Origin of the sequence: Nocardiopsis metallicus, assembly GCF_014201115.1 — a bacterium.
Taxonomy (GTDB): domain Bacteria; phylum Actinomycetota; class Actinomycetes; order Streptosporangiales; family Streptosporangiaceae; genus Nocardiopsis; species Nocardiopsis metallicus.
In genome coordinates this window covers 1,438,540-1,451,727 of record NZ_JACHDO010000001.1, presented here as the reverse complement: position 1 = coordinate 1,451,727, position 13,188 = coordinate 1,438,540, and the positions used below count along the sequence as shown (strand labels likewise).

The following is a 13,188-nucleotide window of genomic DNA, read 5'->3' as shown; positions in this document are numbered from 1 at the left end:
ACGGGTGTTCGTCATGATCGCGGTCAGCCTACCGGCGCCCACCCGCACCGCTCACCGGCACCGACCCCGGTACTCACCTCCTGACCAGGACCGCCACCGGGTAGCGGTCGAGCAGCTCGGCCAGATGGGCGGTGACCAGGCCGTCCATGCGCTCAGGCGCCAGGGTGCGGCCGGTGAGGCGGTCGGTCCACTCCCCCGGCGGCAGCGGCAGTACCGTCTCACCCCAGCCGCCCGCGTCGGCCAGGGTCACCGGCAGCCGGGTGGCCACCACCGCCAGCGCGGGTTCGCGCGAACCCCGGGCGGTGCGGGCGAAGGCCAGGGCGTGTTCGGCGCCGGCCCCCTCGGCGGCCAGCGGCAGGTAGCCGCTGGGGCGCAGTTCGGCGCGGGCGCGCAGGCAGGTGCGGACCAGGTGGAGTTTGGCGGCTCCGCTGGCGTCCACCGGCGGGCGCCAGCCCCGCTCGATCCGGTCCAGGAGTTCGGCGCGCCTGCCGTGGTCGACCGGCCTGCGGTTGTCCGGGTCGACCAGGGACAGGTCCCACAGTTCGGTGCCCTGGTAGACGTCGGGCACGCCCGGGCCCAGCAGTTGGACGGCCTTCTGGCCCAGGGAGTTGCTCCACCCCGGCCGGTCCAGGGACTCGGCCACCGCCCTGATCTCGGCGTACAGGTCGGCGTCGGCGCGCAGCTGTCCGGGCCAGGCGCGGATACGGTCCTCGAAGTCGGGGTCCTGTGCGGTCCAGGAGGTGCCCAGGCGGGCCTCCCTGGCGGCTTTGAGCAGGTACTCCACCAGGCGCTCGTCGCTGATCGGCCAGGCGCCCAGGAGGGTCTGCCAGCCGAGCAGGTCCAGTGACGGTTCGGGCAGCGGGACCCGTGCGCTCCAGCGGCGCACGGCATCGGCGAAGTCTCCGGGGATCTCGGAGAGCACCGCCAGGCGGGCGCGCACGTCCTCGGAGCGTTTGGTGTCGTGGGTGGACAGCGCGGTCATGGTGTGCGGTTCGGCCGCCTCGCGGTGCAGGTTGGCCTCGTGGAAGGCGGACACGCCCACCCCGAACTCCGCGGGGTCGCCGCCCACCTCGTTGAGCGCCGTGTAGCGGGTGTTGCGGTAGAAGGCGGTGTTCTCGGTACCCATGGCCACGACCATGCCGCTGGTCTGCTGGACGCGGCGGGCGAGTTCGCCGTGCGGGTCCTCGCGGACGGTGCGGTCGAGGGTCTTGAGGGTCGCCTCCAGGTCGGGGCGGCGTTCGGCGGCGGTGCGCACCGCGCGCGCCCAGGCGGGTTCGGCCTCGGGCAGGTAGGACCGGTAGACGTCGAAGGAGGCGAGGAGTTCGGCCACGGCCTCCTCGGTGTGCTCCGATGCGGGCAGCAGCGCGGCGATCCGGCGCACCTCGGCGCGCAGCAGTTCGTTGGCGGCGTGTGAGCGGGCCTGGTGGTCGACGGCGGCGATGTCGGTGGGCACTCCGTGTTCGCGGGCCAGGGCGGTCAGGACGGGTTCGGCGTCGGGGTCGACGAAGACCCCGCAGACGGTGCGCAGGGCGTCGTAGCCGGTGGTTCCGGCGACCGGCCAGGAGGCGGGCAGGGTCTCGCCGGGGGCGAGGATCTTCTCGACCACGATCCATCCGGGGAAGCGTTCGGCGAGGCGGCGCAGGTAGCCGCCGGGGTCGCTGAGTCCGTCGACGTGGTCCACCCGCAGCCCGTCGGCGCGGCCCTCCTCGGCCCAGCGCAGGATCTCGGCGTGGGCGGCGTCGAAGACCCCGGGCTCCTCGACCCGTACGGCGGCGAGGTGGTCGACGTCGAAGAAGCGGCGGTAGTTGAGTTGGCTGTCGCCGCGCCGCCAGGAGACCAGCCGGTAGTGCTGGCGTTCGTGCACCTGGGCCGCGCTGTCGCCGGGGGTGAAGGTGCCCGGGGCCAGGGGGAAGCGTTTGTCGAAGTAGACCAGGTGGCCGTCGGCTAGGGTGAGCTCGCCCAGGGCCGCGCGTCCGTCGTCGCCGTCGTCGCCCAGGACCGGCACCAGGACGGGTCCGGAGTCGAAGTCCACGTCGAAGCAGCGCGCGTAGACGGAGTCGCGGCCGTGTTCGAGGACGTCCCACCACCAGGGGTTGGCGTCGGGGCGGGCCACGGACATGTGGTTGGGCACGATGTCGACGACCACCCCCATGCCGAGGGCGTGCGCGCGTGCGGCGAGGTCGGCGTGGGCCCGTTCCCCGCCCAGCGCCTCGGAGACCCGTGTGGGATCGGCCACGTCGTAGCCGTGGTCGGAGCCCGGGGTCGCGGTGAGGATCGGTGACAGGTACACGGCACCCACCCCCAGCCGGTGCAGGTGGTCGAGCAGATCGGCCGCCTCGGCCAAGCCGAAACCGGGTCGTAGCTGCAGCCGGTAGGTCGACGTGGGCGGCTGGGGGCCGTTCGCGGAGATAGTGTGCGCACTCATCACGCAGGGTCCGTGCCCGCCGGTTCGGCGTGTCATGCATGGGCCGGGCCACTCGTGCGCGACCGTCTCCGACCCGCCGCCGGCCGACCCTCCCGGCAACCTTCACCGGCGGAAAACTCCTCGTTCACCTGCTGTCCACCTGACGTCCCCCGGTGCGCCACGGACGCGTCCGGTTCCGCACACACCCGCGTTGGGGAAGGTCGTCCGGTAATGGTTAAATTCTTCGGCGGTGTTCCATTACCAGCGACAACGCGCCGGAAACAGGTGGCGAGCGCCGAAGACAATGAGGACCACCGACACCGACGAAGGGGATAGAAGCAGCGTGCTCCCGTCCAACAAGCACACCCGCACCAAGGACCGCTCGAGCGCCTACCGGGGTGCGGCCTCGGCCGCGCTGGCCGGGCTTCTGCTGGCGACCACGGCCTGTGGCAGCGACGACGCCGTCCAGGGCTCGGGCCCGGCCGTCCCCGACGACCTGGAGTGCTTCTCGGGCAGCCTGCACGGCTCCGGGTCCAGCGCGCAGGAGAACGCGATGACGACGTGGATCGCGGGCTACCAGTCGGCCTGCGATGACGCGCGCATCTACTACGACTCGATCGGTTCGGGCGGTGGCCGCAACCAGTTCATCGACGGTGCGGTGACCTTCGCCGGAACCGACGCGGCGATGGATCCCGAGGAGAACGCCGACGCCCTGGCGCGTTGCGACGGCTCCGACACCATCAACCTGCCCGCCTACATCGTGGCGATCGCGGTGGTGTTCAACCTGGAGGGCGTCGAGCAGCTCAACCTGCGCCCGGACACCCTGGCGCGGATCTTCGGCCAGGACATCACCCGCTGGGACGATCCGGAGATCGCCGAGGACAACCCCGAACTGGACCTGCCGGACCTGGCGATCACACCGGTCAACCGGGCCGACGACTCCGGCACGACGAAGAACTTCACCCAGTACCTGGCCGAGGCCGCCCCCGACTCCTGGCCGCACGAGTCCGACGGGCAGTGGCCGATCACCCCGCGTGAGTCCGCGCAGGGCAACAGCGGTATCGCCGACACGGTCTCGCGGGCCGAGGGCGCCATCGGATACGTGGAGATGTCCCACCTGCACGGTCTGTCGACCGCGAGCATCGGCGTGGGCGGGGAGTTCGTCGACATCTCCCCCGAAGCGGCCGCCAGGGTCGTGGCAGACTCCCCGCGCCGCGAGGAGAACACCAACGAGTTCGACCTGGCCCTGGAGCTGGACTACGGCACCACCGAGCCGGGCAGCTACCCGATGGTGCTGGTCAGCTACGAGACGGTGTGCCTGGACTACCCGGAGGAGAAGGAGGCCGAGCGGGTCAAGGCGTTCCTGAAGTACGTGGTGAGCGAGGAGGGCCAGGCCGAGGTCTCCGAGGAGACCGACTCGACCCCGGTCAACGACGCCCTGCGCGCCGAGCTGCTGGCCTCCATCGAGGCGATCGGTTCCTGATGCGGCTCCGGCGGGGGTGAATCACCCGCCGGAGGCAGGATCTTCGGGCGCGTCACAGCGGTGGCGCGCCCGTTTCACGCTTGCGATCGAGTACCTTACGCACTGACCGCGTCGCGCTCGGTGCTGTTCTCCCGGCGCGTGCCGTGCTGCGTGGCGGGGTCCGCCCGCAGTGGTCGGTGTCTTCCGTTGCTGGGTCTGTCGTCTAACATCGGCATCCCGAACATTTCTGCCCGGAAGGTCCGTGCTGGTGTCACCACAACCTCGGTTGGGTGCCCCGAGGACGGTCTCCCGCTTCCTTCCGCTTGCGCGGTGTCGCACCACCAGCCCGCCCCACCCCGGTCTTACGACCAGGGCGGGTGGTGCGGGTCCTACGGTCGGCTCCACGGGGTTTCGGAGCTCGCGCTCCCCGGTCTCCGGCCACTCCGGTACCGGTATTACTCATGCTCTGCGCCAGTTGGGCGAGGTTGCGTGCGGCGTTGACGTCCCGGTCCAACACCAGGGGACACGCGTCGCAGTCGAACCCCCGGACGTGCAGGCCCAGCTTGGCTTTCACCGCGCCGCACCCCGAGCAGGTCTTACTGCTGGCGAACCACCGGTCCGCCACGATCAAACACCCACCACCCCAGCGGGACTTGTAGTCCAGCTGACGGCGGATCTGGCCGAAACCGGCGTCGGCGATATGTTGGGCCAGACGCCGGTTCCTGACCATCCCGGCCACGTTCAGATCCTCCACCGCCACCGTCCCGTACTCCCGGGCCAGGCTGGTGGTGAGCTGGTGGAGGGCGTCCTCGCGTAGGTTCGCCCTCCAACCGGATGGCCCCGGTGGTGAACCGGCAGGCCAGCAGGGAGCGATGCTTGGGCTTACGGCGCGGCTTGCCCATCCGGGGCCCTGGCGTTCGCCCCGTTTGGACTGGGTGTAGGCGTCGAACGCCGCGGCCGCGCTGGCCAGGCCGGTGTTGTAGGCCACCTTGGAGTGCTCCGCCCACCACCCGGCGAACCTGGGGTCGGTGTGCTTGGTCGCGTTGAACGCCTTGCGCGGGCTCGGCAGCGACCACGAACGCCAGGGGGGTGAGGTCGTCCTCGGCGATGCCGTAGGAGGCCTCGGCCCTGCGCTGCTCCCAAGAGGCGAGCACGTGGGAGATAGCCCAGGCATAGGCCGCCCGAGCAGCCCCGCAGTGCGAGCGCGACCGCTGCTCGGTTCGGGCTCCGGGGTCCAGAGCGAACACGAACGCCTGGACCACGTGCCCGGGGCGGGGCTCGAACCCTCGCCTGACCCGCTTCTTCTGCTTCTTCTCAGGTTCTGGCTGCTGCTCGGGGTGCGGTTCGATGGTCGTGTTCACAGGGTTCACCCCCTCCCCGACACTGGTCGCTCAGGTGTTCGAGATCAAACGCTGGCGGGCCGGTCGGGGGCGTGCGCGCCGAATACGACAACCCGCCGACCTTTTCTCCCCGGGCCGAGGGCCCAGGTCTCCACCCTTGGTCTCGGCGGGCACGCACGGCGGTGATCCGCGATGATCAGGAGTAGATGTTCGTCGATGAACCACGGAACAGCTCACAACCCCCACCTGCCCGTCAGCGGTCGGACCCCCAGGTCCGGCTCTGCCCGTCCGCCTCGTCGGGCATCTCCCGCCCGCAGGCCCGGCAGGCGCGGTGCCACAGTGAACGCAGCCGGGCGCGCAGTCCCCGCCGCCGCGGCCGTGCCTCCTGATCGGCACTTTCGTCAGCGCCTTCGACAGAGCCCCGCGTGAAACCGTTCTCCTCGGATCGGGCGCCCTCGTGCCGGACACCCTCGGTGCCCGGCACGGCCCGTTCAGAGTTCTCCGACCTGAGTGCCGCGCGGGGCGGAGGCGGGACCGAACGGTGCAGGGTGAGGTCGATGAGCGTGCCCTCGCCACCGTGGATCCGGTAGCGGCCGTGCAGCTCGGCGACCACGTCGGCCAGGTCCTCCTCGTCCCCGCACACCCGCATGGCGCGGGCCAGGGCACGGGTGCGCCACAGCCGGACCCCGGCGTCGCGGGTGGGCGAGGCCGCGAGGAAGAGTTCGGTGAGCCCGGCCCGGGCGCGTTCGGCGCTGGCCAGCAGGCGGGACAGGGCCAGTTCGCCCACCCCCCAGGCGACCGGGACCTGGAGGAGGAAGGGTGAGGGGAAGCCGGTCCTGGGCGCGGCGGAGGCGAAGGAGATTCGGGGTTCGCGCAGGTAGTTGGCCTGAACCAGGCGCAGGTCGAGCTTCGGTCCCTCGCATCCCCCGGCGGCCGCCTCGACGCCCTCCCAGTCGGCGACCAGGGTCACGGTCAGATCGGTCTCGGTTCCGCCCAACAGCCGATCCACACAGCCGCGGACCAAGTTGTAGGGAGCTCCGGACACGTCCACCACGGCGTGCACCAGCGGGGTGCGACGGCGCGGTTCGGGGACCCGTTCGCGATAGGCGTGCGGGTGCGGCATGAGTTCGGCCAGGACCTCGGTACGGAAGCGTTCCGAGGGTAGGCGGGTGCGGGCGGTCGAGGCCGGGCCCACGTGCCAGGCGGTGGCGGCGCGCTCGGGGACCATGACGGCCCCGGCCTGCCAGAGCCGGTAGCCGAACTCGGTGTCCTGCCCCAGGTCCAGGTCGGGGTCCACACCCCCGGCGGCCTCGTAGAGGCTGCGCCGCACGGCGGCCGCGGCACCCAGGTAGGCGTGGAAGCCGAGGTGGTCGGCGTCGCGCAGGTAGTCGCTCTGGGCGAGGAGGCGCTCGATCCAGTTGTGGCGCCCTCCGGTGTCCAGGTCGCGGTACAGGTCGCCGGAGCGGGCAGCGGCCAGGAGCTCCTCGGGCCCTCGGGGTTCGGTGGCGGAGAAGCGGACGCGGCCGAGGGTGACGCACTCGGCGTGGACGTGGTGCCAGCGGGCCTGGGCCTCGACGAACTCGGGGCAGGCGATCATGTCGGCGTCCATCCACATCAGGATGTCGCCGGTACTGGAGTGCGCGCCGTAGGCGCGGGCGTATCCGGCGCCCCAGCCGCCGTCGGGCGCACTGACCACTCGGCAGCGCCGTGGTCGGTGTTCGGGGAGTGTCAGGGCGGGCACGGAGTGGTCGTCGACGACCACGACCTCGAAGAGCTGCTCGGGGTAGGTCTGGGCGGACAGCGAGGCCAGGGCCAGGTTCAGCCGGTCCTGGCCGCCGCGGGCGGGGATGATGACGCTGACGCTGAGCTCCGGCGTCCAGCGTCCGGTGGCGGGGGGTGTCAGCGCGCTCCAGTCGTTGCGGAAGACGCGGGCGGTGACCCGTTCCACCCGGCCACGGTGCGACACCCCGTCAACATGAGACCCTACGTGCTTATTCAGTGACACAGAGTCACTATAGCGATGTTTCCCCACAGAGAGTGAGTTCCGCCCCGCTGGATCCGCGTGGCGCGCCCGAAGCCTCGTCACCGCGACGCCCTACAGGAGCGCCGGGCCAGCAGGGCCAACCCGGCGGCGGCAGCCGACATCACCGCCCCCAGGACCGCCCAGCCCGCGATACCGGCGAACAGGATCAGGGGCAGTACCAGCGCCGAGCCCAGGATGCGCGCCAGGGCACCCGCCATGCCGAACACCGACTGGTACCGGCCCTGGAGCTCGACCGGCGCCTCGCGCAGCGCCAGGTGCCAGGCGGGCGGGCCGACCGCGACCTCACCCAGGGTGAGCAGGACGATGCCCGCCAGTACGACGGCCGCCGCCGCGCCCGGGCCACCGAGTGCCCCGGCACCGAACATCACGCAGGCCACCGGCAGGACCGCAGCGGCCACCCAGGCCGAACGGGCCGCCGAGGCGTCCGAGTCCACCCGTGCCGACCACGGCCGTTGCGCCAGGAGCACCAGAACGGTGTTGAGCCCCAGCGCCACCGCCACCACCCAGATCGGGACCTGGGTGCGGGTGGCCAGCCAGAGCAGCAGCACCACGGACAGCACGGGCATGCTCAACTGCAGAAGCGAGGTCAGCGCGGTGACGGCGACCAGGCGACCGTCGGCCAGCGCGGCCAGCACCCGCCGGTCTCGGGCTTGGCCACCGCGCCGGTCGAGCTCGCTGGGCAGCCCGGCCAGAAGCACAGCACAGCCGAACGCCACCAGCGCGCCCGCACCGTACAGGGCCAGATAGCCCGCCCGCACGTCCAGCGCCATCACCAGGGCGCCGACCACCGTGCCCGCGCCCATCCCGGCGTTGAGCAGCGTGTGCATGAGCGCCCGGGCGGCCACCCTGCGCTCGGGGGCCGCCTGCGCCGCGACCAGGGCGTGCCGGGCCGCGCCGAGCCCGGTCTGGGCCACCACGAAACCCACGGCGCCCACCGCGTACGGCCAAGGCCCGTCCGCGCCCAGGTAGACGAGGAGGAAGACGTGTGCGCCGAGGCCGCCGGACGCGGTCTGGCCGTGGAGGGGATCTCCGCCTTTCGGGAAGGCGTCGGCGACGACAGGGCTGCGCTGGTCATCGGGTACGGAGCGCCTAGACCGCATCTGTTTCGGACAGCGCTACGGGCGGCCGTGGACTCCGTGGCCGCCCGTATCTCCTGAAAACCCTGCCTCCTGCACATCCGGGCAGCGGTCAGCGGCCGGAGGACTCCGAATCGAGCATCCGGACGCCGAGGAAGACGACCCCGACGACCAGGGCGATCATGACGACCCACACCAGCAGGCCGATGATCACCGACAGCAGCCAGAAGAGGGCGATAACGGCCGCGACACCCGCAGCGACCCTGAGCAGAAGACGTCCCATGCGCCGAAGAATACGCGGCCTTCTCCACTGGTGGAACCCCGGCCCGCACTCCACGCACCGGATGCGGGCCGGGGGCAGATGACCCGGGTCGGTTAGCCCGGGCGGACCGCGCTGGTGAAGACACCGTCCCAGTACGCGGCCAGGTTGACCTCTTCCAGCGGCTTCGACGGGTTCGAGCCGTGGATCATGTTGCCGTTGCCGGAGTAGATGCCCACGTGGCTCGGGGCCGAGACACTGTAGAAGAACAGCAGGTCGCCGGGCTGGAGCTGGTCGCGCGAGACCGGGGTCCCCGCGTTGACCTGGTCGTAGGTGGTGCGCGGCAGGCTCACCCCGGCCTGGGCCCAGGCGGCCTGGGTCAGGCCGGAGCAGTCGTAGCCGTTCGGGCCGGTGCCGCCCCACACATAGGGCTTGCCGATCTGGGCGCGGGCGAAGTCCAGGACGGCCTGGACGTTACCGGAGACGGCCGCGGTGCCGCCGGAGGAGGCGCCGGCACCGGCCGCGCCGTTGTCGTCGGCGGCCTCGGTGGCCTCCCCCGCGGTGGGGTCGACCCCGCCCAGGCTCTCCAGGACCTCGGCCTGCTCCTCCAGGGCGGTCTCGCTCCGGGTCACGGCCGCTTCGGCTGCCTCCAGGGACTCGGCCGCGGCCTGCTCGGTGGCCTCGGCGGCGCTGTGGAGCTGCTCGGTGTGGTCGACCTCGGTCACGTAGTCGGCCAGGGTCGTCTGCTGGCCCTCGGAGATGAAGTCGAGGTCGGCGATGTTCTGCAGTGCGCTGTCGGCGTCACCGCCGAACAGGACGTCCATCGGGTTGTGGGTGGCACCGGTGTAGGCGCCCTGCACGATCACCGAGATCTGGCCGGACTTGGCTTCCAGTTCCTGCTGGGCCTGCTCCAGCTGCTCCTGGAGGTCTTCCAGCTCGGCCTCGGCCGCCGCGTGGTCCTCCTGGGCCTCGTTGTAGACCGCGTTCAGCTCCGAAAGCTCCTCCTGGAGCTCCTCGTAGCGCTCACGGGCCTCCGACTCGGTCGGGTCGGCCAGCGCCACACCGGAGGACAGCATCACGGCGCCGAGGGCGACGAAGCCGACCGTGGTCATACGACGCGTGGGTTCGGGGTTGCGAGTCAAAGCACCGACTGCCTTTCTCCCACACCCGTTTACCGGCACTTGGGCATCCCGAAGGCACACCGAGGGACGGCGCGGGGATGCGCGGCGAGGGGGATCCGGCGGCGACGAGAAGGGTCGCGAGAAGACACCGGGCGTTGTGACGGCCTCTGCTCATGGGAAAAGGACAGCTGTTGAGCAGAGTGCAACGGCAAGCCGGACGCTGTCACCCTGGTGGCGACGAACTGGGGCGTTCCGACCTGGGGGAACACTAATTCATCCCTTGGACCGCACGCGACCCTTTCGTTACTTCCCGGTGGGCAACCCGCCCGCCGCGCGCGGAGCGCGTCACGCCCGGGAAACCCGCCGTGGGCGCGGGTGGCGAATGTTCGTTCCCGACCAGATGGCACCAAAACCACACCAAGCACCGACTTGACCGTGATGCGTATCACATCAAAGGAGGGAAGGGGCCGGGCAGCGATGGCCCCGGCCCCTCGGCCTCACCGACCCGAGGTCACAGGTAGCGGGCCCACCAGTCCAGAACCGCCTCGAACCGGGCCACCCGGTGGCTGGGCAGGCCCGAACGCGACAGCTCGTGCCCCTCACCCGGGAACAGCAGCATCTCGGTCTCGTGCCCGCGCCGCTTGAGCGCCACGTACTGGCGCTGTGCCTGTTCCAGCGGGCAGCGCCAGTCCTGTTCGGAGTGGATGATCAGGAACGGCTTGTCGATCTGGTCCGCATAGGTGAGCGGGCTCTCCTTGGCCCAGTTCTGCGGCGGACCGTACAACGGCTCCGGGAAGAAGAAGCCGATGTCGGACGCCCCGTGGAAGCTCTCGATCGCGTTGACCGCGCGCTCGCTGATGGCCGCGCGGAAGCGCTCACCGTGGTGGGCGGCGATCCACGAGGTCATGAACCCGCCGTGCGAGCCGCCCATGACACCCACCCGGGAGGCGTCCAGACGGTCGTCCTCGAGCGCCTTGTCCAGGAAGGCCAGGACGTCGACGGAGGTGACCGCGCCCACAGAACCGATGACCGCCCGCCCGTGCTCCTGCCCGTAGCCCGACGAACCGCGAGGGTTGCAGTAGAGGACCGCGTACCCGGCCGCCGCGTAGACCTGGGTCTCGTCGAAGAGCTGCCAGCCGTACTGGGCGAAGGGGCCGCCGTGGATCATGAGCACCACCGGGTGCGGGCCCTCGCCCTCGGGCACCACCAGCCAGCCGTGGACCTCGTTGCCGTCCGCGGTGCGGGTGGTCAGCTCGGTCGGCGTCAGCGGGCTCAGCGCCTCATCGGCGAAGGAGGTCAGCGCACGGGTACCGTCCTCGGTGATCACGTACAGCTCACCGCTGTCGTGCACCCCGCTGGCCACCGCGACGGTGACACCGCCCGCGTGGTCGAAGCCCTGGACCTCCACATGGCCGCCCAGCAGGGTGGTGCGCACCCCACCGGGGCTGATCAGGTACAGCTCGACCGCGCCCCGGTTCTCACCCGCGACCAGCACGCCCCGCGCTGTCGACTGCGGGCCTACTCCCAGCCGGGGGTCCTCGGTGGCGGTCATGCGCCGGGGCTCCTCCGATCCGTCGAAGGGCACCGACCACAGACCGGTCACCCGGCCCGCGAAGTCGACGAGCTCCGGGCCCAGTTCGTCACCCAGGAAATACACGGTCGCGCCGTCCTCGGACAGGCTCACCGCCCCCACGGACAGCACGCCCCGGGTGATCCGGCGCGGCTCGGCCCCGGCCTCGGGGGCGCAGGCCCACACGTCACTGGCCAGGTCGGTGTCACGGCCCTCGTGCAGAGCCGCCTCGAACACCAGGGCGGTGCCGTCCGGAGTCCAGACCGGCCGACCGTGGTCGTAGTCCCCGTCGGTGACCTGGACCGGCTCCCCGGCCTCGCCCGACGGGTCGATGGGCGCGCTCACGAAGACGTGCTGGCGCCGGTCGTTGGTGAAGCCGAGGTTGTCGACCCGGTACTTCAGCGCGGTGATCCGGCGCGGCGGCTCCTGGTCCGGCGTGCCGTCCACATAACGCTTCTCCTCGGGGACCCGCGCGTTGTAGGCCAGGCGGGCGGAGTCGGGGCTCCAGCTGAAGGCGCCCGCCCCGAGGGGGTGGTCGGTGATCTTCCACGGCTCGCCGCCGTCGGCGGGCAGGACGTGGATCTGGGGGCGCTTGTCCTCGTCGGGGCGCAGGAACGCGATCCAGCGGCCGTCGGGCGAGTAGGCGGGCGCGTTGTCCCGGTCACCGCGGGTGAGCTTGCGGGGCTGTTCGGAGCCGTCGGTGGGCACACTCCACAGGGAGCCGAGGTAGGCGTCCTCCTCCAGGTCCGGCCGGGTCACGGCGAAGACCGCCCGGTCACCGTCGGGGGACAGTGACGGTGCGCTGATGCTGTGCAGGTGAGCGATGTCAGCGGGTTTCATACACGAGTGGCGGCCACGCGGTGGCGCGGTCCGCCGTCTCCTTCCCTTGGCTACGGAGGTGCCCCTGGCCGGAGTAGCCCCGGCGAGGGACATCACATCCGGACCCTATCGACGCCCGACCGGACGCATCTATACCTTTCAGACTTTTCGGGCACTACCAGGGGCGGTTCGGCACAGCGCGGCGGGGACGAACAGCACCCGCCCGGGAACCGTCATACTTCAGAGTGTGACTCACGCGTACCTTTCCTCCCCCGTGCCTGTCGCCCTCGCCCACCGGGGCGGGTGGCTCACCGACGACCAGGGCGTGCGCCGCACCGAGTTGGAGAACACGGCGGTGGCCTTCCAACACGCCGTCGACCTCGGCTACACGTACCTGGAGACGGACGTGCACGCCACCAGCGACGGCGTGCTCATGGCCTTCCACGACGACACCCTGGGCCGCACCACCGACCGGGACGGCGCCATCCGCGCGCTGCCCTACCGGGAGGTAGCCCGCGCCAGGGTCGCGGGCAAGGAACCGGTCCCCCTGCTGGAGGACCTGCTCGCCGCCTGGCCCGAGGCCCGCTTCAACATCGACCTCAAGGCCGACGGCGCCGTCCTGCCGCTGCTGGAGGTGCTCCGCCGCACCAACGCCTGGGACCGGGTGTGCGTGGGCTCCTTCGACCAGGACCGCCTGGACCGGGCCCGCCACCTGTACGGGCCCCGCGTGGCCACCTCCTGCGGCCCGGTGGACGTGGCCCGGCTCCGGTTGGCCTCGCTGTCGCCGATCCTGCGCCCCGCCGCCAGCCGCGCCCCCGTGTGCGCCCAGATCCCGCTGAGCCACAACGGTTTCCCGCTGCTCAGCCGGGACGTGATCCGCACCGCCCACCGGCTCGGCATGCAGGTCCACGTGTGGACCATCAACGAGACCGAGGTGATGGAGCGCCTGCTCGACGCGGGTGTGGACGGCATCGTCACCGACAACACCGCCGGCCTGCGCGAGGTGCTCCGCCGCCGCGGCCGCTGGAACCAGGGCGGGCGGCAGGGCAGGACCCCGGGCAGCACGAGAACCCCGAAGAACGGATAGCCCCCT

The 13,188-nt window shown here is 71.4% G+C and carries 9 protein-coding genes; 2 read left to right on the top strand and 7 right to left on the bottom strand.

Features of this window, described 5'->3' with window-relative positions:
• Positions 1-73 precede the first annotated feature (73 nt).
• Complete coding sequence (treY, locus tag HNR07_RS06055; protein WP_184362990.1) at positions 74-2,425, bottom strand: malto-oligosyltrehalose synthase; 2,352 nt, start codon at positions 2,423-2,425, stop codon at positions 74-76.
• A gap of 322 nt (positions 2,426-2,747) precedes the next feature.
• Between treY and pstS the strand changes: the two genes are divergently transcribed.
• Complete coding sequence (pstS, locus tag HNR07_RS06050; RefSeq protein ID WP_184362988.1) at positions 2,748-3,887, top strand: phosphate ABC transporter substrate-binding protein PstS; 1,140 nt, start codon at positions 2,748-2,750, stop codon at positions 3,885-3,887.
• Positions 3,888-4,137: 250 nt separating this feature from the next.
• On the opposite strand, the gene HNR07_RS06045 is transcribed toward pstS, so the two are convergent.
• The 6 genes from HNR07_RS06045 to HNR07_RS06020 form a co-directional block, all read right to left on the bottom strand.
• Positions 4,138-5,040: a transposase gene (locus tag HNR07_RS06045; RefSeq protein ID WP_246420142.1), complete on the bottom strand. Its 903-nt coding sequence runs from the start codon at positions 5,038-5,040 to the stop codon at positions 4,138-4,140.
• 419 nt (positions 5,041-5,459) lie between these two features.
• Positions 5,460-7,154: a glycosyltransferase gene (locus HNR07_RS06040; RefSeq protein WP_312893628.1), complete on the bottom strand. Its 1,695-nt coding sequence runs from the start codon at positions 7,152-7,154 to the stop codon at positions 5,460-5,462.
• 134 nt (positions 7,155-7,288) lie between these two features.
• On the bottom strand, positions 7,289-8,350 hold the full coding sequence (locus tag HNR07_RS06035; RefSeq protein ID WP_184362982.1) for an MFS transporter: 1,062 nt from the start codon (positions 8,348-8,350) through the stop codon (positions 7,289-7,291).
• A gap of 88 nt (positions 8,351-8,438) precedes the next feature.
• Positions 8,439-8,609 carry a hypothetical protein gene (locus tag HNR07_RS06030; protein ID WP_184362979.1) on the bottom strand — a complete coding sequence of 57 codons (171 nt, stop codon included), beginning with the start codon at positions 8,607-8,609 and terminating at the stop codon, positions 8,439-8,441.
• Between the two features lie 92 nt (positions 8,610-8,701).
• Positions 8,702-9,727: a C40 family peptidase gene (locus HNR07_RS06025; protein ID WP_184362977.1), complete on the bottom strand. Its 1,026-nt coding sequence runs from the start codon at positions 9,725-9,727 to the stop codon at positions 8,702-8,704.
• Positions 9,728-10,217: 490 nt separating this feature from the next.
• Complete coding sequence (locus tag HNR07_RS06020; RefSeq protein ID WP_184362974.1) at positions 10,218-12,116, bottom strand: S9 family peptidase; 1,899 nt, start codon at positions 12,114-12,116, stop codon at positions 10,218-10,220.
• 226 nt (positions 12,117-12,342) lie between these two features.
• Between HNR07_RS06020 and HNR07_RS06015 the strand changes: the two genes are divergently transcribed.
• Positions 12,343-13,182 (top strand): glycerophosphodiester phosphodiesterase, encoded by an 840-nt coding sequence (locus HNR07_RS06015; RefSeq protein WP_184362971.1) that lies wholly within the window; start codon positions 12,343-12,345, stop codon positions 13,180-13,182.
• Positions 13,183-13,188 lie beyond the last annotated feature (6 nt).